Genomic DNA, 23,533 nt, shown 5'->3' with positions numbered 1-23,533 from the left:
CAATTATAGGAACGAAGCGTGACAGAACTGGAATACCAAGCCTTAATGTTAAGCCTCAAAGTAGGCGCGTACGCAGTACTTTGGCTGATTCCTCTCGGCGTTTTTCTTGCTTGGCTACTTTCTCGAAAAACGTTCTTTGGTAAATCGATTCTCGATAGCTTAATTCATTTACCACTGGTATTGCCGCCAGTGGTAATCGGCTATTTATTGTTGATTTCTTTAGGACGACAAGGGCTCCTTGGAAAGTGGCTCTATGAAAACTTAGGGGTAGTATTTAGCTTTAATTGGAAAGGGGCAGTAGTCGCTTGTATTGTCGTGGCTTTGCCTTTGATGGTTCGTTCAGTACGCTTAAGCTTAGATAGCGTCGACCCTAAATTGGAGCACGCAGCCTCTACGTTAGGCGCTTCTCCTTTAAAAGTGTTTCTCACCGTCACGTTACCACTGACCATTCCCGGAATTATTACGGGCACGATGCTGTCATTTGCTCGTAGTCTTGGCGAATTCGGGGCGACGATCAGTTTCGTCTCTAATATTCCGGGTGAGACCCAAACGATTCCGCTGGCAATGTACAACTTTATTGAAACGCCAGGTGCAGAAATGCAGGCGGCTCGTCTGTGTATCATTTCTATCGCGTTAGCCTTGTCTACATTAATGATCTCTGAATGGCTAAATCGTAAAGCGGCAAGCAGATTGGGTGCGAAGCAATGACGATTAAAGTCCAATTTAAACAAATGCTTGGTGAGACTGACTTCGACATCAAACTTAAGTTACCCTGTAACGGAATTAGTGCCTTGTTTGGACGATCTGGTGCAGGTAAAACGACGTTGATTAACATCATCAGCGGATTGGTCACTCCAAGGCAAGGGTATGTTGCGGTTGGTGAGCATGTTTTGTTTGACAGTGAACAGGGAATCAACCTACCAACGCACAAGCGTGGTATTGGTTATGTGTTTCAGGATTCACGTCTGTTTCCTCACTATTCGGTTCAAGGCAATTTGTTATATGGCGTTAAAGAAAAAGATGACGAGTATTTTGATGCAGTCACCGAACTCTTGTCTATCAAACCGTTACTAAAGCGCTTTCCGGTATCACTTTCTGGTGGTGAAAAGCAACGTGTTGCGATTGCGCGCGCATTGCTATCTAAACCCAATTTGCTTTTGATGGATGAGCCACTTGCCTCACTCGATATGCCAAGAAAGCGTGAGGTAATGCCTTTTCTTGAGGAGTTGTCGGAGAAGGTAAATATCCCTATTATCTATGTCACACACAGTCTCCAGGAAATTTTAAGGCTTGCTCAGCACCTTGCAATTATTGACCAAGGTAAAATTTCGAGTTCAGGTAAGCTTGAGGAAGTGTGGGCTTCTCATGCTATGCGTCCATGGCAATCTTTCTCAGATCAAAGCAGCTTATTTGAAGGCCGGATTGCTGAACATCATGAACGTTATGCACTGACTTGTATCAGCCTTGCACCTAATGTATTCCTGTGGGTGCAAAAGATCGACGGAACACCAGACACGCCAATACGCTTGCAAGTGCGTGCCAACGACGTTTCTATCACGCTCGAGCAACCCAAGGCGACGTCGATTCGAAATATTTTGCCTGCTATTGTCGATTCCATCGAAGTGTTTAACGCAGCCGATGACAAACAGAGTATTAATGTATCACTCAAGCTAGACGAGAAATGTTATTTGTGGGCAACGATCACACCGTGGGCCCTTGACGATCTCAACCTAAAAGTTGGTAGCCGTGTTTTTGCACAAATTAAAGGTGTCAGTGTGACACAAAAAGATATGGCACTAGCGCCTCATTAACCGTTTAGACTGATTTACGCTTCATGATCAAAAAAGGCCGCAAAGTGCGGCCTTTTTTACTAGAAGAATGCCGGAATTACTTCGCGAATACTTCTTTGAATTCACGCTTAAGAAGTGGGTCACGACGTGCTTTCTTCAGTTGCTTAACCATGTCTTTCACGCAGTTGTGAAGCACATTATCAAGTAGTTGAGCACGGTATTCTTCTTTATCTTCATCTGTCATGTTTTCTGGCAGATTAAGAGTCGGAAACTCTTCCATCACATTAATACCAGCGAATGCTTGGCCTACAGAAACTAGAGCATGAAACTGTTCAAAGTTGTCTAGAATGTTCTGTGCACTTGCTGGCATTTCGTCCCATGATTCACGTACCGCTTCTTCAGACACTTCATGGATAGAGGTAACCATTTCGAACATTTGCTCTGGAACTTCGTCAAATTCGATAACTTTACGTAGCTCTGGAGAAATGCTGGCTAGATCGATTTTTTTGCTTTCGCTGTTAGTTGCTTCTGACATGGTGTGTCTCTCATTACAAAAAGGCGGGAATATTAATACCAAATGCATCAAATAGCTATACCCATTAGTCCGCAAGATGACCAAAGTGAATGAGTTTGTTGAACTTCTGCTCACAGGCCATGATTAGATAGGGTAACGTTCAGTCTAACTGCTTTATGCAATGGATTCCGTGATATTCAAACAAAAATATAGCACTTAATTATGAGTCGAATGCAACAACTCTATGAGTATGGTATATGTTTAATAAAGACATAATTAAAAATGGAACGCGTTATGCAACCGACAGGGACATCGATGCGAATCCTTCTGGTTGACGATGTTCAGCTAGACAGGATGCAGTTGGCTATTCGTCTAAAGCAACTTGGACATATTGTAAAAGCCGTAGGTAGTGGACTAGAGGCGTTAAATACCTACGAGAGTTTTGATCCGGAACTGGTGTTACTCGATATATCAATGCCAGATATGAACGGTTTTGAAGTCTCTCTTCATATAAGAGAAACGTTTCCGGATTGGATCCCAATTATTTTCTTGAGTAGTCACGAAGAGCCAGAAATGATTGCTAAAGCCATAGATGCGGGCGGTGATGACTATTTAATTAAGCCGGTAGATAAACTGGTACTGAACTCTAAACTTATCGCAATGCAGCGTATTGCTCATATGAGACGAGAGCTTAAGCAAGCGACAGCTCAATTGGAGCAGGTTAATCAACTTTTGACTCAGCAAGCGAATGAAGATGGCCTAACCAAACTCTATAACCGCCGTTATATCGACCATAAGTTGGAATCGATGGTTGCATGGCATGGCCGTCACAACATGCCAATGGCTTTGATTCTATTGGACGTCGATTTTTTTAAACCGTTTAATGATAATTACGGTCATATTGAAGGCGATCGTTGCTTGCAAGCGATTGCGAATCAACTCAAGGCTACTTTTTGTCGCTCTGGGGAATATGTAGGTCGATATGGTGGAGAAGAGTTTGTCGTGTTGCTAGGGTGTACCGACACTCAAACAGCAGAAAGAGAAGCCGAGCGTATACAAGAGGCTATGTATTTTCTCGATTACCCACATGAGTATTCTAGTGTGTCAAATAGAGTGACAGTGTCACAGGGTGTTTTTGTTTTTCAACCGACAGGGAAAGAAGTGCAATCAGACTTGTATGCAACCGTTGATAAAGCACTATATACCTCGAAGTCTTTGGGAAGAAACACACATACTGTAGTTCATTCTTTTTAAAAACAAAATCTTATGAATGCTACTCTTTTTGTTGCGTTGTCACTTTTTGGTGGTTATTTTAAAGCTAACTCAAAGTAAGATAGGCAAACAGTGCGAACGGAATGTCGCAATCGGGCGTATACCTTATACCTTTGATTAGATAGATGACATCGGGATAGTGGCAACGATGAGTGCAGTTATTATGCTGATGGGGAAGTTCGGTTTTGTTTTAAACCCAGACAAGCTTGTTAACTTTCACGATTGGTTAGGGTCTAACGAAGCTTTATGCAGTTACGTCCGGCCTTTTTCGCTTTGTAAAGTGCTTCGTCCGCTGATTTAATAACGTCCAGAGGGGCTTGCCCATTCCGGCTATCAGCAACTCCGAAACTTGCGGTAACAAAAACCGACTTTCTTTTCGAACTGTTGCTACCACGACGTTTTTGTCCTTGTTTATGGTTCTCAGGGCGAGATTCTTCATCGCGTAATATCATCTCGTATTCTGCAATCGATTTGCGAGCTTCTTCCAAAAAGTTCTTACATTCGTCAGCGTATTTGCCTTTAAAAACGATGGTAAATTCTTCTCCGCCAAATCGATAAACTTTTGCGCCGCCTGGGGTTTTAGTGAGGCGCGAAGCGACCATTTTTAGAACGTCATCACCAGTATCGTGACCGTAGGTGTCGTTAAACTTTTTAAAATGGTCAACATCAAGCATTGCGATCGTGAACTTCTTACCCATGTGTTTTAGATCGAGATCAAGTGCACGTCTGCTCGGAATCAGCGTTAGGCTATCGGTGAAAGCCAGTTGATGGCTAGCGGAAGCGGCATAAATAATGATAAGCAGCCCTGTTAGCGTAAACATGGTGCTTGATATGTACTGCACATCAAAGAAAATGAACGTCGCAGACGCCAATACCATGGCAGAGTAGGTCATCGCATGGATAATTTCATTCTTCTTTAAAACAAGGATTCCAAGAAAACAGACAATACCCACGCAATATAAAACAAGAATTAAAGGCAGTTTAGAGACCGTAGGTACAATAAATAAAATACCGCTTGTCCATTGTTCAAACCCTCCTTCAACGTAATATGCTAGCGTTAGATAAGACCAAAGAACGAACATTGCTAACATCAAGATGTAAGTCAACATGGCTCTAGAGTCAAAACCTTCTTTACTAAACAAAAATACCGTAAGAAACGAGACAGGAAGTAACGTGGCTAAAATGGTTAGCTCAAGTAAAGCGGTACCACTTTGAAGCGGGACTTGTAGGCGGTGCTGTATCACGAAGTAGGCTAGTAACATTGCCAAGCACACCATGGACTCTCTGCCTTGCTTAAATGAATAACAAAGGAGTAGCGCACAACCTAATAGTATGTACGGCAAGTTTGCGGCAATGCCCCAGTTTGCCTGAGTCATCTGAATAATGCTGTCCATGCCCGAACTCACTATGCCCAGTAGCAAAAAAGGGAATAAGAATCTGAAGCCTGATGAAGTCATTGACGATGAGGACATCTATTACAAACTGCCTGAAAATAGTTGACTATATAATTGGTTAGGTAAATCGTTTTATCAATATGGATATTTATCCGTTATTGAATTTCGAACTTTGAGAACTAGCAAGAATACGTCTATTTGTTCCTTTTCCCAAGTATTTTGGAAGACATTACGGCAAAAAGAGAGAGATTGATTAAATTAAGAGCAATCAATAAGTTGTTATAAACAAGTCGTTGCTATACTCATTTCATAGGAAAAAGGAGATTTACAGATGCAGATAAGCTCAGATGTGCACAATTACATGGAAACATTAGTAGGCCAGGTTCTCAGTTTGCCCGAATTTTTAGAACAGTATGACAACGAACAGTTAGCCGATATTGCTTGCCTTGCGCTTATCCAGCTCAAGCCTGTCTATATCCGTCATGATATTGATTTTTTGTCTTCACTTCCTGAACAAAAATTAAGCCAGTTTAAGCAAAGCGCGGATATAGCGGTGAAAAACGCCGCAGAAATGGTGAAAGAAGACAGGCGTAAAAACCGAGAGTATGATGTGCCTGTAATTTTTTCCCATACTAGTTATGATGATGACAAAGAGTTGGATTGGTATGAAAAACCGATCCTTAACGTTAATATTAAGTAAGAGTCGCTCAGTTGACTAGTGAGCTGACCCAAGGAGGAATCGTGGGATTTTTTTCGCGTTTGTTTGGTGGTAGTGAGAAAACGGTTGAAGCCAAAAATATCGAGCCAGTTGAGTATAAAGGTTTCTTTATTTACCCAGAGAGCCTTTCAGAGGGCGGACAATATCGCATCGCTGGTCGAATAGAAAAGCATGACAATGATGAAGTGAAAACACATCGGTTTATTCGCTCCGATTTACTTGGCTCAGAGCAAGATGCCAATGACCTTATGTTGAAGAAATCTCAAATGTTTATTGATCAAATGGGCGATAAAATCTTCGACTAGCAATTTACTGCAATTTGATTCCAGTCATCTTAAAAAGAGCCATTAGTGTATATGCTAGTGGTTCTTTCTTTTTAACGCTTAAATCTCTGTTAAGTCAGTATTTAATCGTTACCTGGTTAGACCTCAGTCTAGTACGGTGTTGCGTTGTTATTTTTCGAGCACAGAGCGACAATCATTCATTACTTAGCGTTATATGTAATGAAATTTAGTATTTAAATTACAAAACACTTGAAGTAATGAGACGCGTTCGATACAAACAGAATAATAACAGGGCTGTTAGTCAAGGTGTTATTGTGCAAATGGGTGTCCCCAAACATCATCTTTCGTTTGCAATTGTCTTGCGTGGTAAACAGATAGAAATAAAAAAGAATTAGAGTAGAGCGACGCTCTGTTTTGGGACTAATTTATTGATATGTATACAAGGAGTATGCGTTTTGCAAATCGGTGTACCTAAAGAGATACTCGCGGGTGAATCGCGAGTGGCTGCATCGCCGAAGTCGGTTGAGCAGTTAATAAAATTGGGATTCGATGTCGCGATTGAATCCCAAGCGGGGGTGCTAGCGAGTTTCGATGATGCCGCTTATGAAGCAGCTGGTGCGAAAATCGTTTCTAGTGAAGAAGTTTGGGCATCTGGCCTTATTTTAAAAGTTAATGCGCCAATTGTGGATGATGAGCAAGGCATTGACGAAATTGCGTTACTGCAAGATGGAGCAACACTGGTTAGCTTTATTTGGCCGGCTCAAAATGCTGAGTTGATGGAACAACTTTCCAGTAAGAACATTAACGTTCTTGCCATGGATTCCGTTCCTCGTATCTCACGTGCACAAGCCTTAGACGCGCTATCTTCGATGGCTAATATCGCTGGTTATCGTGCAGTGGTTGAGGCAGCTCATGAGTTTGGTCGTTTCTTTACAGGTCAAATTACGGCTGCCGGTAAAGTACCTCCAGCGAAAGTATTGGTTGCGGGTGCTGGCGTCGCTGGCTTGGCGGCTATCGGTGCTGCAGGTAGCTTAGGTGCTATTGTCCGTGCGTTTGACGTTCGCCCAGAAGTAAAAGAGCAAGTTGAATCGATGGGCGCTGAGTTCCTGACCGTTGACTTTCAAGAAGAGTCAGGCTCTGGGGATGGCTACGCAAAAGAAATGTCTGATGACTTCAACAAAAAAGCGGCAGAGTTATACGCAGAGCAAGCTAAAGATGTTGATATCATTATTACGACCGCGCTCATCCCTGGTAAACCTGCGCCGAAGTTGATCACCAAAGAAATGGTCGACAGCATGAAAGCGGGCAGTGTAATTGTCGACTTGGCAGCTGCTAATGGCGGTAACTGTGAATATACAGTGAAAGACCAAGTTATCATGACGGATAACGGCGTAAAAATTGTTGGTTACACTGACATGGTTGGTCGTTTGCCAACACAATCTTCTCAGCTTTACGCGACAAACCTTGTTAACCTTCTAAAACTGCTGTGTAAAGAGAAAGATGGCAACATCAATATTGATTTTGAAGATGTTGTTATCCGTGGCGTTACCGTGGTGAAAGAAGGTGAAGTTACTTGGCCAGCGCCACCAATTCAGGTTTCAGCTCAGCCGCAAGTGAAACAAGAACAGCCTGTGAAGCCAGAGCCTAAAGTAGAAGAACCTACGTCTCCAACGAAGAAAATTATTGGTGTGGCAGCGGCTGTTGGAGCCTTTGCATGGGTTGCATCGGTTGCTCCGGCAGCGTTTCTTTCTCACTTTACTGTATTTGTTCTAGCGTGTGTTGTCGGATACTACGTAGTATGGAATGTTACCCATGCACTTCATACTCCACTAATGTCAGTAACGAATGCTATCTCTGGCATTATTGTCGTTGGTGCATTACTGCAAATTGGACAAGGTAATGGCGTCGTTTCATTCCTATCTTTTATTGCCGTATTGATCGCGAGTATCAATATCTTCGGTGGTTTCACCGTCACCAAGCGTATGCTTGAAATGTTCCGCAAAGATAAATAGGAGTCACAATGTCTGCAGGATTAGTACAAGCAGCTTACATTGTTGCTGCATTATTTTTCATCATGAGTTTGGCGGGGCTTTCAAAGCAAGAGTCTGCTCGTAATGGTAACTACTACGGTATCGCTGGTATGACGATCGCGCTGATAGCGACGATCTTTAGCCCAGATGCGCAAGGTTTTGGTTGGATCATTATCGCGATGGCGATAGGTGGTGCGATCGGTATTTTCTATGCGAAGAAAGTGGAAATGACCGAGATGCCAGAACTGGTTGCGATTCTACACAGCTTTGTAGGTTTAGCTGCGGTTTTAGTTGGCTACAACAGCTACCTAGATGCGCCAGAAGCAGCAACACATGCTGAGCATGTTATCCACCTTGTAGAAGTATTCTTGGGTGTGTTCATCGGTGCCGTAACTTTCACCGGTTCAATTGTAGCATTTGGTAAGCTGCGTGGTGTGATTTCTTCGTCGCCACTTAACCTACCTCATAAGCACAAAATGAATCTCGCAGCGGTTGTTATCTCTACGCTTCTTATGATCTACTTCGTAAAAGCAGATGGCAGCATGTTCGCTCTTATTGTGATGACTTTGATCGCGTTCGCATTCGGCTACCATTTAGTCGCTTCAATCGGTGGTGCTGATATGCCAGTTGTTGTCTCTATGTTGAACTCATACTCAGGTTGGGCAGCAGCGGCAGCAGGTTTCATGCTCGCAAATGATCTATTGATTGTAACAGGTGCTTTGGTAGGTTCATCAGGTGCGATTCTTTCTTACATCATGTGTAAAGCAATGAACCGTTCGTTTATCAGTGTTATTGCCGGTGGTTTTGGTCAAGAGATAGTGATTTCAGGTGACGAAGAGCAGGGCGAATATCGTGAAACAACGGCTGAAGAAGTTGCAGAGATGTTGAAGAACTCAAAATCAGTAATCATCACTCCAGGATATGGCATGGCAGTAGCTCAGGCACAATACCCTGTTCATGAAATTACTGATGTACTTCGTTCACAAGGTATTGAAGTTCGCTTTGGGATTCACCCAGTAGCGGGTCGTCTACCGGGGCATATGAATGTGTTACTCGCTGAAGCAAAAGTACCGTATGATATCGTTCTTGAAATGGATGAAATCAATGATGACTTTGCAGAAACCGATACCGTATTGGTTATCGGTGCTAACGATACGGTCAACCCAGCCGCACTGGAAGATCCGAACAGCCCAATCGCTGGTATGCCCGTATTGGAGGTATGGAACGCGAAAAACGTAGTGGTATTCAAGCGCTCAATGAATACTGGTTACGCAGGAGTACAGAACCCACTGTTCTTCAAAGAAAATACATCAATGCTATTTGGTGATGCGAAAGAAAGTGTTGAGTCTATTTTTAAAGCACTTTAACCATTCTTGATTTAAAACTATACAGGGTCAGCAATCGCTGGCCCTTTTTTGTTCCGTTTCAATGTTATAGTAATGCAAATCCTTCTGTTAGCAGATGTCAATTGCTTGTAGATTGATGTATAGTTTTGGCTAATGTAACAAGTGACGGTAACAGTTTGATTAAAAAGTTTTTGCTCGGTTTTGCAACTGTATTGCCGCTTTTTTCGGCACCTGCATTTTCCGATTCACTACCAGAAAGAATAGATACGTTTACAGAGCTATTTAACTATGAAGTAGCTCTTAAGTCGTACGATATTCGTATTCTGCAATCAAATTATCCTACCAAGTTACTTGCGCCAGATTCGCTTCTGCCGCAAACGTCTGACTATCCGTTAAAAGATATCCAACAGCTTTACAGCTTGGCGAATACTTGTCGTGGCAAATTACCATTAAGTCCTTTAATTACTGAGCCTTTAGTATTTACAAGGGCGATTTGTAAAGGGACGCAGCTGACACCTCGTTGGTTCTCGCGTAGTGGTCTCATTCACCCTGGTGGTGGGACGTATGCGGCACGTTATGTGGATAAGTATCCAGAACTCAAACCCAAACTATCTCAGTACATGCATATAAAAGAGCGTGATAACGAGGAAGGGGATGAGTTGCTAGAAAGCTTGAAAAACATGGATGACGACGCCATTAATGCTTTGATTGCAGGCGCGAGCATGTTTATTGAAGGTAACGAACTTTGGTTAAGACGTGGTGACCGTTACTTTGTTTTCGAGAAAGATATCTGGCAAGAGAACGTAGCGAATGCGGGTCTGTCATACGCTCTAGCGTCTCAAAGCAAAAGTTGCTTTGTTAAACGAGGTAATATTTGTTGGGATGTAGAAGATCACTCGCAAGTTTTGCGGATCAGTATGATCATACTGGTAATCGCCAATATTCTTTTGGTGATTGGTTGGGCGGTGTACCGTTGGAATAGCAAGCGAGAAGAACTACGTAGTAGAATGCTCGTGTTGCAAATTTTAACGCATGAGCTCAGAACACCGATTGCATCTCTGTCACTAACGGTTGAGGGCTTTCGTCGAGAGTTCGAGCATTTGCCTGAAAGTGTGTATGACGAATTCCGCAGATTGTGTGAAGATACGCGCCGCCTGCGTCAATTGGCAGAAGCGAGTAAAGATTATTTGCAATCTGATAACCAAATGCTTGCAACAGACTGGGTACCATCCGTTGCAGATTGGTTAGAATTTAAGATCGAAGAAGAATTTGATAGTGCCGTGCTTTTTAACATCAATGAAGATGTGGCTGCTAAAGTTAATGTGTACTGGTTAGGAACTTGTATCGATAACTTGCTTCGTAATGCGCTTAAGTACGGTGTCGCACCGGTTGAATTGGATGTCTCAACTAGTGAAGAAAAAATAGTATTCCAAGTCCGAGATGCAGGAGGCCTAACGGCTAAAGATTGGGCAAATTTGAAGAAACCGTTCGTAAGTAAGAGCGGGTTAGGACTTGGATTAACAATCGTTGAATCTATGGTAGGCCGCATGGGCGGAAAAATGTCCTTAATGGGACCACCTACAACTTTTATATTGGAGATACCTTGTGAAACAGACACTGCTTCTCGTTGAGGACGATAAAAACTTGGCTGACGGCCTGTTAGTAAGCCTGGAACAAGCAGGATATGAGTGTTTACATGTGGAGCGTATTGCAGACGTAGAGCCACAATGGAAAAAAGCTGACTTGGTAATTCTCGATCGCCAACTCCCAGATGGTGACTCTGTACAATGTCTCCCAGAATGGAAACAGATTAAAGACGTACCAGTTATCTTGTTAACGGCACTTGTTACCGTAAAAGATAAAGTTGCAGGCCTTGATTCCGGCGCGAACGACTACTTAACAAAGCCTTTTGCTGAAGCGGAGCTTTTTGCGAGAATCCGTGCACAGCTACGAGCACCGGATTCAGCAGAACAAAGCAACGCTGATAAAGTGATTACGAAAGACTTAGAGATTGACCGCTCGACTCGTGAAGTGACTTATAAAGACGAGCTAATTACGCTTACTCGAACAGAGTTTGATTTGCTGCTATTTTTGGCGTCAAACTTAGGTCGCGTGTTTACTCGTGATGAGCTACTTGACCACGTTTGGGGTTACAATCACTTCCCGACAACACGTACGGTTGATACACATGTACTGCAGCTTCGTCAAAAACTGCCAGGACTGGAAATTGAAACACTTCGTGGTGTTGGCTACAAGATGAAAGCATAAGTCGTAATGAAAATACTACTCCCTGTAGTTCTCTCATTAGCGTTAGTGAAACCAGTCCATGCGATGGACTGGTTTCAAACTAACACGCCTTTAACACAGGCACATCAACACTTACTTGAAGATGATCTTGCGGGTATGTTCAACTCTCTTGTTGAACTCTGGCAAACTGAACCAAGTAAAGATTTGACTCCTCACCTTAATGATCTTCTTGGTCAGTCACTATCTAAAAACTGTGGCAAGGCTCTCACTGGTGTAACGCTGCCTGATTGGATAAGTGGTGTGAACGTTATTCGTCAGACTATTCAAAGCCCTGGGCGAGATACATTTAGATTGGTGATCAAGCTAAGAGCTACAACTGACATCGAAAATATTTCATTTAATCGATGGGTGGATGATTCTATATCCGCGGACAGTTCATTCAGCTATGAACAACAGCCGAACGGGACAGAACTTGCCAACGAGCGTAGTTACTCGAAACGCTATAACTTAACAGGTAAGCTTGAAGCTGGTTTATATCACTTAACCGTTGTTTCTACTGATAAACAAGAGTATCGAACTTGGGTAATACTTGGAGATTCAAACTCTTCTCAATATGTTCGTTGGACATCTAAAGAGAATTGGAAAGTAGAAAAGAGCGCACTTCGTAATCCCCATTGTCCATTACCGCAACTTGAAGTCGGTTTGTATGACTACATTGATGGCCAGTACGAGCAAATGTGGAAAAAGACTTACGAGTCTAACTATCCAAATTCATTGGAGCTAGCGGGTGTCCCAAACGATAGATACGTATTGGCGGTAAGTATCAATAGTCGCCGTTGGCAGGGCGATATAATTGTTGAGCAGGCTCAAACTATTAGCCGAACCTATGATCTTTCCCAGGAAGAATAGTTAAAGAAATACTACTTGTGCCGATAAAGGTTCAGGACGAACTAAAATCACAAGTGTAGTATGAAAAACAAATATAAAATTCTTGCCACTTCTGTTGCTACTATTCTTTTCGCTAATGCTGCCTCTGCTGCTACTTATGCGATAGAGGCTCGTAGTGATGCAATGGGTGGCGTTGGTACCGTATCAGCAACTTATCTAACTGCGCCTTTTTTCAACCCCGCTCTTACTGCGATTTATCGTCGAAATGACGATGCAGGCATGATCGTGCCAAGTTTTGGTGGCAGCTACGATGATCAATATGATCTAGTTGATGAGATCGAACGCATCAGCAAATTAACAGACGTCGATGAAATCAAAAAATCGATGGATGCTATCGATGGGAAAAAGACAGACTTTGATCTTGGTGGTGTCGTTGCCATTGGTATCCCCAACAAATTCTTATCTGCAACTGCATACGGTAAGCTATACACTGAATCATTCGTACAACCAAATGTTGATACCTCAGGTACTAATCCATTAGATGATAGCTATGTACAAGGTGTTTCTATTGGCGTGGCTGAAGCTGGTATTTCACTTGCTAAATACACTAATTTCATGAACCAACACCTTTCTTTTGGTGTTACTCCTAAACTTCAGCGTATATACACGTACTCATACGCCACAAGTTTTCAGAATTTTGATACTAAAGACTTACGTGAAAATGAGACCGCGGAAACGATGTTTAACTTAGACGCAGGCGCACTTTGGTTCTTTGGCCCATATCGTCTCGGTATTTCAGCAAAAAATTTGATTGGAAGAGACGTTAAAACAAAATCATTCCAGTATGGCAGTGATACGATAAAATCATACGAATATAGCATGCGTCCTGTATACACTGTTGGGGCTGGGATTGTTGCCGATTACTTTACGATGAGTGTTGACTACGATCTCAACGAAGAAAAACGTTTTTCATCCTTTGATGATAATACGCAAATGATTCGAGCTGGTATTGAATTTGATATTTTGCGTCAAATGGCATTACGAGCAGGGTATATGAAGAACTTAGCTCGAAGTAATGACGAAGGAACCATTACTGCTGGTATCGGGTTGTCTCCACTTAAGTTGTTCGAATTGGATATCGCAGCTCAGTACACAAACGAGAACGCTATGGGGGCATCCATTAATTTCCTTGCTACCTATTAATTGAATCGTTATAGTCAGCTCCTCAAAATGAGGAGCTTTTTATGTTTGACGATTTACCCCCTCTATCTCACCAAGAGCAACAACAAGCTGTAGAGAGAATTCAAGAATTGATGGCGAAGGGCACAAGTACTGCAGAAGCTATCAAAATTGTTGCCGAACGGATTCGATCTGAGTACGCAGAAAAACAACAACAACAAAACTAATCAATTCATGGACAGGGCATACGCCCTGTTTTTTTGCCTTTCTATTTTCTATTCCTTTACATTCCCAAACACCACCCTAATTACGCTGTAACTACAATTTACTAAACCTATATGGTTTTAATCTTGTTCAATTGCCTTTAAGACTAAATAGCGAGTTGGTAAAATTTTACCTAATCGTGTTAACCTTAGTTTTCGTAGCACAGGTAATTAGGCATTTTTTAAAGAACTCATAAATTAAACTCAATAATATCAATTATTTACCGCGGGCATTTAATCTGCCAACCATATTGGTTGCGATTGATCTTGTAATTTAATTACAAAGCCCAAGAGAGCTTCGTTCTCAGACAGAAGATTATGCTAAAAAAAGAAAAAAGAGACACCGTAACTTATAACGATAATTAAACTAGAGTTATTAAATAAGCGATATAAGAACAGTAAGCACTCGCAGACATATGTAATAGATGAATCGAAATTCATCTTATTGAGCTGCTTTTTTAGCCGAAATACGTCTCCTGGATTTGAGCGGAGCGTTACATATTGAATATGCTTAATCTAAAGTAGTTTTACTAAACTAGGCGACGTTGAAGTGGGTAATATGAATCCTCAAGAGTAGTAGAAATCAAGAGCAGTAACGCGCATTACAACGTAACGTTTTCTGGCATCCTTCCTGTTAAATAGTCCGATAATTAGAGAAGAAATTGGAAAAACATCGTTTATCTTTGGATGAGAGGAAGCAACAAGGTTGCAATGAAAACTATTTGCCTGTTTTAAACTAAACTCCTTTAACTATCATGTAGCAGTAGTTTTGATGTTGTGTTCGCTCTATGTGGACTAGACTTAATATGAGAACAAAAACTAACCTAGGGAGGAATGATGGGTTATAAGCACGTTTTGGTTGCTGTCGACTTATCTCAATCTAGCCAAGCCGTTATCGAAAAAGCAATAATGCAAGCAGATAACTCAAGCAGCAAACTCTCATTTGTTTACGTAGATGTTGATCGCATAGTCATGGAAGCGAAGGAAGAGCAAGAATTGGAAAGAAGGCTGCAAGAGCTCGCTGATAAATGCTTATATCCAGTAAACGAGACCATGGTAGTAATCGGCGATCTTCATATAAAACTATCGGGAATCGTCAAAAAAGAGGGGATAGACTTAGTTGTATGTGGTCATCATCACAACTTATTGAGTCGCTTTTTTTCATCGATACCAAAGGTTGTGAACGAAGTTGAAGCTGATTTATTAATCGTCTATTTAGACGAGTGATCGACAACTCTTGTTCGCACTCATCATTTTTTGTCACTAAAAAGCCGAACGTTTATGTTCGGCTTGGTGTATCGGTGATAATAAAAGTTTTTAGCCAGGAATGATTGATGCCTCATGAGATAAAACAGATGCAGACTCCGCGTTTGACTGCAGATCAAAATGTACGTTAACTTGCACGCCTTCTCGCTCAAAAGTGACATCATCAAAATCGGTCATAGCGATTTTGAATCCATTTCTAGCAAAAAAGCCAGTCACCATAGTTCGCTGCTTAATTTCTAATGCAGACGCGAGTAGCTTATCCATGGCATTCTCCTTGGTTATTGTGGGGATATGGGTAGAAGATACACATAGATTGGTATGAAATCAATTTTATATAAAGTTGCTTTTGATTAAAATTTTAATGTAAGTCAATCTATCGTTTACCCCACGTGATTTATTCCACGCAAAACCTTGATAACAAGACGGCAGAGCATCTCACATTGTGATAGCAAGCATAAAGATGGTGGTGTTAATAAATACCGCCGAAACAATATGTTACAAAGATTAGCGTTAGGCCTAGTTGAGTAGACAACGCAAAATTCTAAACCTGAACAACCGCCCTAAAATGACTCACTCTTCAATACTTGTGATAACTCAGACCTAATAAAAGTAGATATCTCAGCTAGCTTTCTTGGCAAAGGGTTTTGATAAGGGTAGGCAATATACATGGAACGTTCTATATCAAAAGTTTGCGATATTCGGATATTTTTGTCTATATAGTTACTTTTAATAAGATAGTTTGGAATGACACCAACCCCAACTCCCTCAGAAACAAAGTTTATTAAAATAGAGGTGTTATCAACTTCGATAACATCAGTATATTGATTTTTAATTGATTCCTTATTCGAATGATGTTTGTAGATTAATAGTGTTTTGTTGTTGGCATTACTTACCCTAGATATCAAAACATCACTATAATCACCAATTTTATGTGCAATAAGAGTGTCATCAATAACATTATTAAGCCTAATCGCTAAATCTACGTTGCTTTCTAATAAATTTTCTACATTGTTACTTGACGATATTTCAAAATCAACTTTTGGATATCGTTCTTGTAAGTCTTTAAGAACAGAACCAAAAATAGAAGAGGCTATAGAGTTGGGCATTGTGATTTTAAACTTTCCATCAATGCATTCACTCAACGAGCTAGCTCTGTAATTTAACTCGTGCAAACTCTCTAACGTCTTGATAGCAAGCTCTCTAATGCTTTCGCCATGATCAGTTAAAACGAGTTTCCTTGTTGTCCTGTGGACGAGTGTTACGCCAAGTTGTTTTTCTAATGCTGCTAGCTGCCTGCTGACTTGAGCTTTCGACTTTCCAAGTTCTTTTGATGCCTCTGTAAGAGAGAGGTGTTTACAAATGGCAGCAAAGCAGATCAGCTCATTGTTCATCAATTCCATGATTGTTACCTTTTTGCAACTCTGAGTCACGTTGTCTTTTAACTGGTGGGAAAGTATAACTTGCATCATCGGAGGGGGACAATGATATTTAAAATCCGCCATGAAATAATGGCAGACTACTATCTTAATAAAACCATATTGGATATTAAGTTAAACCGATATCCTGAAGGAATTAACTCAATCGGATTAAATATAGAAAATAAAGATTTAAAAATAGAAATTTTGTCTCGTGAAATTACTAAGTTGGATTCGGGTGATTTAATTGTTGATTGCGCATCATTGATAATGACTCATTCCATATCGAAAAAATTAATAATAAAAGTTGAAATTGATTTTTTAAATTATAAAGTTAAACGTGTAAGGATATTAAAATATGAAGACTGCAATACAAAATTCGAAAAGATCTGTTTATCAGAAAGATACATTGTATAGAATAATAAATAATATTAGTACTTTGTATACCAAATCACTAGTAAAATTATTTGGTGAAGAGTTGAGAATCCATCATTGCAAACATAAGATTAATGTAAGAACCACTAACGAGTTGAGTGAACATATGAAGAAAGATCTAGGTATAGATTGAAAAGTAGAGAGTTTACATCTGTTAGATTCCTTGTTCCTATAAAGATAATCTAGTACTTACACGTTAGGGTTAAGCAAACGCGTATCCATGTTGACTCATATTGAATGAGCAAGATGCAAAACCAACGTGCATGGTGTCGGACGTAACCAAAGATACAGTTCAAGTGGTCGCTGTGGTGGAATCGAAGTTCATGGCCCAGACAAGACAGCTGATGAAGCTTGCAAGGAAGCAAAAGCCAAATACGGTGTAACTAAACTGACTTCACCAATGCTAACCTTCTAACCCTTAAGTTCGCATTATATGTGAAAGGGTTAATATAGGTTAGACAGGGGCGCCTGCTTGTAAGGCATTGATTAAGCGGGGATTATTGTACTTATCATCTATCAAACCGAACACCAAATTTTGATCGTCTAGTTCCAGTAAGTCAGCGATTTTAAAGGCTATTTCCCAATCCATAGAACAGCTACCCGCACGCCAGTGGGCTACGCGACTACGACCAACGCCAAGTTTCTGAGCTAGTTTGTAGTCTGAGCCCAGTTCGTACTTAGCTTTTACTCTGTCTAAAAGTATGTTTGTGTAGTTCATTTAGTAACTGTTTAAAAAAGAAACAAGATTGTTAAATTGTAGAGCATCTTACGTGCTATTTCAGTAGTTTAACTCGTTTGTACGTTTAAAATAATTCGTTTACGGTTGCCATGTTCAAAAAAGAGACAGCTTGCGGAGGCTATGAACATGGAACGTATAATCTCAAACCCAATTCACTTACCTTGCCCTGATATGGCAGGGTGTGCAAATCCAGACCCAATCAAAACGGCTAAATCACTGCGTAAAATCGCAGAATTACGCGAGAAGTTCGCCGAGCAATTCCCTAAAAAGAAACAGACCTACATTCCTACACGTTTTCGTCAGGGGGTTGTAGCATGAATTTGAGTATCTGGAAATCGCGCCGTAATCAGCGCCAACTTGTTGCATCACAAGACAACGGAACTCATATCTACTTCGATAGTTTTGAGCTTGAAGCCGTTGAAGCCTCACTTTGGCTTTACCAAGGGATGACGCTTGTCGCTTGCATCAAAGCACAAAACGACACCTTAGCCGATATTACGACTACCGCTAACCGTATGGCGACACTTGGCGCGCAAAACAACGGCCAACCACTACACGAAATCCGCAAGCAAGATGAAGCGCCCCAAGTGGGCGCGGATTCTTCCCTTTAATCAGGGGGATGCATGGACTTCGACACCAAAGCCATAGAAATCAAGATGGCGGGCAAGACGTTCGCCAATGATGCTATTCATCAAAGCGCCTTTTCACGCCGATTCTTCCCACGCTTACCCGCGATAGTTCGCAATGATGTGCGCCGTAAAGTTGAGGCGCGCACACAGCGCCAAAACGCCACACGTGAAAACGTCATTAAAACCGCCAAAGACGCGGTGAAATTTGGCTTGAAGTGCGCTCACCATATCGAGAATCGTTACTCGTTTGTTGACAGTCGCAAGGGCGCGCATAGCGAGCCATTAACGCACAAGATTTTGATGCGTGACGATGCGCTGACCAAATTCGCGGAGAAGTACGCCGACCAATGCGCCGAGATTTTATCAAGCCTAAATGCCGAAGGTTACGCCTCTTTTGTCGAGGCGTTAGCCGCGGTTTATTCTGAGCAAAAAGCGTTACTTAAGACCATTCACATCAAGCCGCCTTACGTGAATTTCAAAGTGAAAGACGTTGAAGTGTTAGAGCAAATGCTAACAGCTGCGGTACTCAAAATGCAGTCGGAAAAGTGGGTCGAACGTCGTTTGCTGCGTCTGCGTGGTGACTACATCGAGTACGCCCAAATCACGATGAGCCGTGTGGGTGACAAAGGCCATCAAAGTAAATACGTGTCAGAGATTTCCTTTAGTAACTGGAAGCGCAAGCAACGCGAATCCGAGAAATACATGAAGTCGATGAGCGTGTACAACGAGGAAACAGGCGAGCACTTTCCATTAGAGGAAGTGGCAAAGCGCACCATTGCTAACCCTGAGAACCGCCGTATTGAAATGATGGTTCGCTCTCGTGGCTTTGAAGAACTGGCCGACGAACTGGAATACACCGCGCTTTTCATTACGTGGACACTGCCGAGCCGTTATCACCGCAATTCACCAAAGTGGGACGGCTCAAGCGTCAAAGACGGACACGCCGAGTTAATGCGCCAATGGTCACTTGCTCGCGCTAAGTTGGCAAAGTTAGAGATTGAATACTTTGGTTTTCGTGTGGCCGAGCCGCACAAAGACGCAACCAGTCACGCGCACTATTTCTTGTTTTGCTCTCACAAAGACAAAGCCAACATCATTCGTATTCTACGCGGTGAAGCGATTGCGCCAGACCGTGAGGAACTGGGCGACGACATCACGCCACGCTTTGACGTCAAAGAAGCCGACCCAAGCAAGGGCGGCGCAACGGCGTACATTGCCAAGTACGTCTCGAAGAACATCAACGGTAAACACATGCCAGACACCGAAGCCGAAGAAAGCGCATTTAAAGTGCGCGCTTGGGCGTCGGTGCATCGCATTCGCCAATTTCAGCAATTTGGTGGTGAGCCTGTTTCCTTGTGGCGCAGTTTACGCCGAGCGACAGCCGAACAAACCCAAAAAGATGATCAGCTAGAAGAACTGAGACAAGCGGCAGACTCATCCAAATGGGCGCTGTTTTGTCAGTTAGCTAAGGGCGCGAAGTTGGCTTACAAAGAAAACAAAAACGACTACGGCGAGCCAATCAAAAAAATCATTGGTTTTGAGTGGTGCGGTCAAGTCATCGAAACCGCTAGCGAGTGCTATTCGCTCGTGCAAACGAAAGACGTAAAGCGTCTTTTAAAAAGTCGCGGAGCGACGTCTTGGAGCACTGAAAATAACTGTAACTCCCCACTCATTACGGAGTTGAAGAAGCTCACCGGATGGAGCTTTGAGGGAGTGAAATGCCTATTAGAGCCGTTGGCGAATGGGGCGACGGTTTCCATCGACCAATATTGTTCAATCAAATTACAAAACAACACATTACGACTGATTTAACCCGTTTGGGATATTGCTTGCGACAACGATTTCAGCAACTAGGTAAGGACAACCCAATGAGCACCATCGACAAAATCACCCAAGAAATGGAAGCCGAAGTGAAGCGCAGCAAAGGCGGCGTGTTTTGGCGTCTATTGCTGGTCTGGATGAAGGAAGTCAACAAACAGATTCAGAACAAACCGAACACCGATGAAGAACTAGCCGAGGCTTAATTAATGGAAATGCTATCTCTTAAAGAATGTCAGCAAGCAATGGCCGCGCTCGATGCAGCCGACAAACTCAACGCCAGTGTGGAAAAGGAGTTGAGCCAGTTCAAAAACATGGACACCAACGCGATTATCAAACGTGCAAGCAAGATGCTCATGACGGGTAATTTCTCGCTTGAAGCGTTTGGTTTGAATCCGACACTGTTCGACCAAATCGAGCAGCTCACCAAGCTCAATAACAAGGTGCGTGAAAAGTATCGTGGTTGTGTCAAAGGCAACATGCAGCAATTGGAAACCGTCGAGGCGGCCACCGATGAGTAAACACCCAAACCCAATTCGCGGGCACGTATCGTGCCCCGTTTGTAGTTCGGCTTCTACCGTTCACCGAGTGGGTGAAGGCAAGCTGATTGCCGAGGGCGAACCCACCAAAAACGGGCGTAATTTAGGACTGCTGTATTACAAGTGTCCGAGCTGTGGCAACAGCCCAATGAGCAAAAGCATTAACGCCTTTGTTGAATCCAACATGGTTGAATCGGTTGAACAGTTAGAAGCGAGTGACGCCGTCACAATTGAGGCCGAATCGCCAACGGTTGAACCAGTGACCGAAACCGTTGTAAGCACTGATACGTCTAGTGTTGAAGTGATTGAGCAGGTGGAAGCGCCAAGCGTTGAAAGCGAGCAAGCAACCGAACCGGAGCCCGCACCAACGCCCGTTAAAAAGCCGCCGTTTCCGGTTAAAAAAGTCTTAGCGGGGATAGCGTTTGTCGCCTTGCTGATTTGGGCGATTCGCCAACTGATGCCAACCAAGAAACCAACCGAACCAGACACCGAACAGGGAGAGCCAGTCAATGCAGGATGAAATGGAAAACCAACCAGAGCTAGATGATTGGGGCGACTTTTCCGCGGTTATCAGTGGACTCGAACAAACCGAAGTCAGCGAACTAACCGACTTACCAACCGAAGTGGCCAATGATGACAACCACCAACCCGCGTGTGAAATGTTTGAGGGCGCATTGTCGGTGCTGTTCACCATTGCCGAACAAGCCACGTCGATTATTTCCGGTGTGGATTTTGAGTTTGATGAAAAAGGCAAGGCGGCGGTGATTGATGCGGCGTTGCCCGTGTTGGAAAAACACAGTGATAGCGTGTCGTCGCTGTTTGGGGATTACATGCAAGAAGCCGTTTTAGGCTTGGCGGTGTTGTCGCTGGTCTACAGTGCCAAGAAAACCATGGCATATCAAAAAGAACTATTAGCCATCGAGGAGGAAAAACAGCGTGAGCAAAAAGAAAAAGACGCCGCTTAAATTCCCCAATCCGGTCAACTCCAATCCGTCACACGATGCCGAGCATGTCATCTATGTGGCGGGCACGGGCGGGGGTAAAACCTCCGCCGTTAAGCACTTGGGGTTAGTGCCAAAAGCCGCGCAAGCGGTTTTTTTTGACCCTTACCGCAACTACGCGGGGGCGAAGTTCCGCGGCCAACAATGCCTTGAAACCAACTCGCGTGTGGCGTTTGTCAAAGCCTTGGTGATGGCACGTAAACGCGGCAAGTCGTTCAAACTGGCGTATATCCCCAAAGATGGGGCTTGCTCGGAGGAATTGGAGTTCTTTAGTGCTGCGGTATGGGCGGTGGGTAATGGCGACGCTAAACAACTGCATGTGATCATCGAAGAGCTTGCAAGCTGCGTGGAAACGTCCGGCAAACTCAAAGGCAAAGCGGGCGAATTGTGGCGCGGTGGGCGTCAATATGGGCTTGTGCTGCATTCGATTTTCCAACGCGGACAGGAAGTGCCCAAGACCGTGACCGAGCAATCACCTGTATGGTGGATTGGCGCGGTTAACTCGATGGCCGATGCACGATGGCTCGCGGATAAAAAAGGCTTGTGCGTCGATACCTTGGCGGGCTTGAAGTCAGCCAAGAACAACAAAGCCGCGATTGGTAAGCCGATTGCCGAATATATGCTCGTTCGTGACGGTATCGGCAACGTCGAAAAAGGCGCATTCAACTGTCTAACCGGAGCACTTCAACGCTAAATCCAACCTATAGGTTAACCACTTAACCTATAGGTTGCGCCTGCTTTCGCTTCCTCTCAAATCCCTGTTTCATGAAATCACTTTTTAACCGTGTACAACCGAAAGGGACAACATGAAACAGCAACACAAAAACCTATTGATGGCACTGATTATCACGTTAATCGTGATTGCCGCTATCAACAACATCAGCGTGCTCAATCCAGTGCGTGAAACTCTCAACGGCGAAAATGGGTGGTTCTAATGGAAGCACTAAAACAACCTTTTAACCCGCGTCCACGTGAGCTTGACCCTGTAGAGGGTGTGAACTGGGGCAACCAAGCCACCTTGCGTTTGGTATCGGGTCCAACTTACCAAAACATTGAACTGGTGACGGACATTCTCGACGCGGCAGACATTGAGCGCATCACGGTGAAAGTAAACGGCCGTGAAATCGTCAACGTGACGGGTCAAGACCTGTTCGACTTGCAAGAGCACAAGAAAGAATACGTGCAAGCGGGTCGCTACGTGCTGAACTTCTCGGATTTGTCGATGCGCACCAAACTGGGTATCCGTACAGGTGAGCTAGTCACGCTGCAAGGCGAAATCTGGTTCATGTACATCCAGCTAAAAGCCAAAACGGGTGCCGCGGCACCAATGATTCGCGCTCGTGCTCATACTACGGCGGCGCAAAGCCAACGCATCTACATGCCGCGCATCTATTCCCAAACGTGGTACGCCGCATCGAGTGGTCGCACACCATTTGACTTTGCAGAGCGTAGCGCGGCGCTGTCTATCAAGCGTTTGCACCTCAAAGACAACACGATTGAACGCGTTCGCGTCCTGCGTGATGAACGTGAAGAGCTCAACGTCAACAAGGCCGATAACGCCTACGACTTAGCCGCGGCAGGTCGTGAGCAGAATGCGGGCTTCTTCTCGATGGACTTCACGCGTTGCGGTTTTGGTAGCGAAGCACGTTTACCAACGGCGGCCATGAAACAACTGGCGTTTGAAGTGGAAAAAACGGCACCGGGCAGCATTCCGGTTCTGATTGAAGCCATCGAACAAGTGGCGGTGCCTACCGCGCAGTAAGGGG

General features: G+C 43.4%; 29 protein-coding genes. 24 read left to right on the top strand and 5 right to left on the bottom strand.

The genetic code is table 11. The features are described from left to right. Nucleotides 1-18: 18 nt before the first annotated feature. Nucleotides 19-708 carry a molybdate ABC transporter permease subunit gene (gene modB / locus R7O13_RS03725; protein ID WP_213901221.1) on the top strand — a complete coding sequence of 230 codons (690 nt, stop codon included), beginning with the start codon at nucleotides 19-21 and terminating at the stop codon, nucleotides 706-708. Then, the gene (gene modC / locus R7O13_RS03720; protein ID WP_237306153.1) at nucleotides 705-1,811 is read left to right on the top strand and encodes a molybdenum ABC transporter ATP-binding protein ModC; all 1,107 of its coding nucleotides are present in this window, start codon (nucleotides 705-707) and stop codon (nucleotides 1,809-1,811) included. The genes modB and modC overlap by 4 nt, the downstream gene beginning before the upstream one ends. Nucleotides 1,812-1,887: 76 nt before the next feature. On the opposite strand, the gene R7O13_RS03715 is transcribed toward modC, so the two are convergent. Next, the gene (locus tag R7O13_RS03715; RefSeq protein ID WP_005376232.1) at nucleotides 1,888-2,325 is read right to left on the bottom strand and encodes a DUF3069 domain-containing protein; all 438 of its coding nucleotides are present in this window, start codon (nucleotides 2,323-2,325) and stop codon (nucleotides 1,888-1,890) included. A gap of 273 nt (nucleotides 2,326-2,598) precedes the next feature. On the opposite strand from R7O13_RS03715, the gene R7O13_RS03710 reads away from it, so the two are divergent. Continuing rightward, complete coding sequence (locus R7O13_RS03710; protein WP_258474456.1) at nucleotides 2,599-3,558, top strand: diguanylate cyclase; 960 nt, start codon at nucleotides 2,599-2,601, stop codon at nucleotides 3,556-3,558. A gap of 251 nt (nucleotides 3,559-3,809) precedes the next feature. On the opposite strand, the gene R7O13_RS03705 is transcribed toward R7O13_RS03710, so the two are convergent. Continuing rightward, the gene (locus R7O13_RS03705) at nucleotides 3,810-5,048 is read right to left on the bottom strand and encodes a sensor domain-containing diguanylate cyclase (protein ID WP_025998618.1); all 1,239 of its coding nucleotides are present in this window, start codon (nucleotides 5,046-5,048) and stop codon (nucleotides 3,810-3,812) included. 253 nt (nucleotides 5,049-5,301) lie between these two features. Here R7O13_RS03705 and R7O13_RS03700 point away from each other — a divergent pair, with 253 nt between their 5' ends. The 10 genes from R7O13_RS03700 (at nucleotide 5,302) to R7O13_RS03655 (ending at nucleotide 15,152) form a co-directional block, all read left to right on the top strand. Next, nucleotides 5,302-5,670, top strand: a complete 369-nt coding sequence (locus R7O13_RS03700) for a late competence development ComFB family protein (protein WP_005376241.1) — start codon at nucleotides 5,302-5,304, stop codon at nucleotides 5,668-5,670. A 41-nt stretch (nucleotides 5,671-5,711) separates the two neighbouring features. Beyond that, the gene (locus R7O13_RS03695; protein WP_213903780.1) at nucleotides 5,712-5,993 is read left to right on the top strand and encodes an HlyU family transcriptional regulator; all 282 of its coding nucleotides are present in this window, start codon (nucleotides 5,712-5,714) and stop codon (nucleotides 5,991-5,993) included. A gap of 434 nt (nucleotides 5,994-6,427) precedes the next feature. Then, nucleotides 6,428-7,984 carry a Re/Si-specific NAD(P)(+) transhydrogenase subunit alpha gene (locus tag R7O13_RS03690; RefSeq protein WP_054575447.1) on the top strand — a complete coding sequence of 519 codons (1,557 nt, stop codon included), beginning with the start codon at nucleotides 6,428-6,430 and terminating at the stop codon, nucleotides 7,982-7,984. Nucleotides 7,985-7,992: 8 nt separating this feature from the next. Beyond that, nucleotides 7,993-9,369, top strand: a complete 1,377-nt coding sequence (gene pntB, locus R7O13_RS03685; protein WP_005376248.1) for a Re/Si-specific NAD(P)(+) transhydrogenase subunit beta — start codon at nucleotides 7,993-7,995, stop codon at nucleotides 9,367-9,369. Nucleotides 9,370-9,524: 155 nt separating this feature from the next. Then, nucleotides 9,525-10,979, top strand: coding sequence for a sensor histidine kinase VxrA (gene vxrA / locus R7O13_RS03680; protein ID WP_025767766.1), 1,455 nt, complete (start codon nucleotides 9,525-9,527; stop codon nucleotides 10,977-10,979). Next, the gene (vxrB, locus tag R7O13_RS03675; RefSeq protein ID WP_005376251.1) at nucleotides 10,954-11,616 is read left to right on the top strand and encodes a response regulator transcription factor VxrB; all 663 of its coding nucleotides are present in this window, start codon (nucleotides 10,954-10,956) and stop codon (nucleotides 11,614-11,616) included. The genes vxrA and vxrB overlap by 26 nt, the downstream gene beginning before the upstream one ends. A gap of 6 nt (nucleotides 11,617-11,622) precedes the next feature. Further along, nucleotides 11,623-12,504, top strand: a complete 882-nt coding sequence (locus tag R7O13_RS03670) for a DUF2861 family protein (protein WP_053303637.1) — start codon at nucleotides 11,623-11,625, stop codon at nucleotides 12,502-12,504. A 60-nt stretch (nucleotides 12,505-12,564) separates the two neighbouring features. Next, nucleotides 12,565-13,686 carry a conjugal transfer protein TraF gene (locus R7O13_RS03665; protein WP_005388052.1) on the top strand — a complete coding sequence of 374 codons (1,122 nt, stop codon included), beginning with the start codon at nucleotides 12,565-12,567 and terminating at the stop codon, nucleotides 13,684-13,686. Nucleotides 13,687-13,727: 41 nt separating this feature from the next. Beyond that, nucleotides 13,728-13,889 (top strand): YoaH family protein, encoded by a 162-nt coding sequence (locus R7O13_RS03660; protein WP_005376257.1) that lies wholly within the window; start codon nucleotides 13,728-13,730, stop codon nucleotides 13,887-13,889. 873 nt (nucleotides 13,890-14,762) lie between these two features. Next, complete coding sequence (locus tag R7O13_RS03655; protein WP_017634770.1) at nucleotides 14,763-15,152, top strand: universal stress protein; 390 nt, start codon at nucleotides 14,763-14,765, stop codon at nucleotides 15,150-15,152. Between the two features lie 90 nt (nucleotides 15,153-15,242). Here the strand turns inward: R7O13_RS03655 and R7O13_RS03650 are convergent, their stop codons facing one another. Further along, entirely contained in the window at nucleotides 15,243-15,455 is a 213-nt protein-coding gene (locus tag R7O13_RS03650; protein WP_005376260.1) for a hypothetical protein, read from the bottom strand. 296 nt (nucleotides 15,456-15,751) lie between these two features. Continuing rightward, entirely contained in the window at nucleotides 15,752-16,591 is an 840-nt protein-coding gene (locus tag R7O13_RS03645; protein ID WP_025998628.1) for a LysR family transcriptional regulator, read from the bottom strand. Between the two features lie 81 nt (nucleotides 16,592-16,672). Between R7O13_RS03645 and R7O13_RS03640 the strand changes: the two genes are divergently transcribed. Continuing rightward, entirely contained in the window at nucleotides 16,673-17,023 is a 351-nt protein-coding gene (locus R7O13_RS03640) for a hypothetical protein (RefSeq protein WP_318303009.1), read from the top strand. A gap of 472 nt (nucleotides 17,024-17,495) precedes the next feature. On the opposite strand, the gene R7O13_RS03635 is transcribed toward R7O13_RS03640, so the two are convergent. Continuing rightward, complete coding sequence (locus tag R7O13_RS03635) at nucleotides 17,496-17,759, bottom strand: helix-turn-helix domain-containing protein (RefSeq protein WP_005390085.1); 264 nt, start codon at nucleotides 17,757-17,759, stop codon at nucleotides 17,496-17,498. 147 nt (nucleotides 17,760-17,906) lie between these two features. Here R7O13_RS03635 and R7O13_RS03630 point away from each other — a divergent pair, with 147 nt between their 5' ends. The 10 genes from R7O13_RS03630 (at nucleotide 17,907) to R7O13_RS03585 (ending at nucleotide 23,529) form a co-directional block, all read left to right on the top strand. Beyond that, nucleotides 17,907-18,098, top strand: a complete 192-nt coding sequence (locus R7O13_RS03630; RefSeq protein WP_005455288.1) for a hypothetical protein — start codon at nucleotides 17,907-17,909, stop codon at nucleotides 18,096-18,098. Beyond that, on the top strand, nucleotides 18,095-18,391 hold the full coding sequence (locus R7O13_RS03625) for a hypothetical protein (RefSeq protein ID WP_005479376.1): 297 nt from the start codon (nucleotides 18,095-18,097) through the stop codon (nucleotides 18,389-18,391). The genes R7O13_RS03630 and R7O13_RS03625 overlap by 4 nt, the downstream gene beginning before the upstream one ends. A 12-nt stretch (nucleotides 18,392-18,403) precedes the next feature. Beyond that, nucleotides 18,404-20,221 (top strand): replication endonuclease, encoded by a 1,818-nt coding sequence (locus R7O13_RS03620; RefSeq protein ID WP_262629666.1) that lies wholly within the window; start codon nucleotides 18,404-18,406, stop codon nucleotides 20,219-20,221. Between the two features lie 17 nt (nucleotides 20,222-20,238). Next, the gene (locus R7O13_RS03615; RefSeq protein ID WP_165439095.1) at nucleotides 20,239-20,433 is read left to right on the top strand and encodes a hypothetical protein; all 195 of its coding nucleotides are present in this window, start codon (nucleotides 20,239-20,241) and stop codon (nucleotides 20,431-20,433) included. A 3-nt stretch (nucleotides 20,434-20,436) separates the two neighbouring features. Continuing rightward, nucleotides 20,437-20,748: a hypothetical protein gene (locus R7O13_RS03610; RefSeq protein WP_140135575.1), complete on the top strand. Its 312-nt coding sequence runs from the start codon at nucleotides 20,437-20,439 to the stop codon at nucleotides 20,746-20,748. Then, nucleotides 20,741-21,286 (top strand): hypothetical protein, encoded by a 546-nt coding sequence (locus tag R7O13_RS03605; protein WP_262629668.1) that lies wholly within the window; start codon nucleotides 20,741-20,743, stop codon nucleotides 21,284-21,286. The genes R7O13_RS03610 and R7O13_RS03605 overlap by 8 nt, the downstream gene beginning before the upstream one ends. Then, nucleotides 21,276-21,731 (top strand): hypothetical protein, encoded by a 456-nt coding sequence (locus R7O13_RS03600; protein WP_262629669.1) that lies wholly within the window; start codon nucleotides 21,276-21,278, stop codon nucleotides 21,729-21,731. The genes R7O13_RS03605 and R7O13_RS03600 overlap by 11 nt, the downstream gene beginning before the upstream one ends. Then, nucleotides 21,703-22,461, top strand: coding sequence for a hypothetical protein (locus R7O13_RS03595; RefSeq protein WP_213906831.1), 759 nt, complete (start codon nucleotides 21,703-21,705; stop codon nucleotides 22,459-22,461). The genes R7O13_RS03600 and R7O13_RS03595 overlap by 29 nt, the downstream gene beginning before the upstream one ends. A 112-nt stretch (nucleotides 22,462-22,573) precedes the next feature. Further along, entirely contained in the window at nucleotides 22,574-22,702 is a 129-nt protein-coding gene (locus tag R7O13_RS03590; RefSeq protein WP_005457441.1) for a hypothetical protein, read from the top strand. Then, nucleotides 22,702-23,529 (top strand): major capsid protein P2, encoded by an 828-nt coding sequence (locus tag R7O13_RS03585; protein ID WP_318303006.1) that lies wholly within the window; start codon nucleotides 22,702-22,704, stop codon nucleotides 23,527-23,529. Before R7O13_RS03590 ends, R7O13_RS03585 begins: the two co-directional genes overlap by 1 nt. Nucleotides 23,530-23,533 lie beyond the last annotated feature (4 nt).

Source organism: Vibrio sp. Y176, from assembly GCF_033438945.1.
This window is presented reverse-complemented; position numbering and strand designations above follow the sequence as displayed.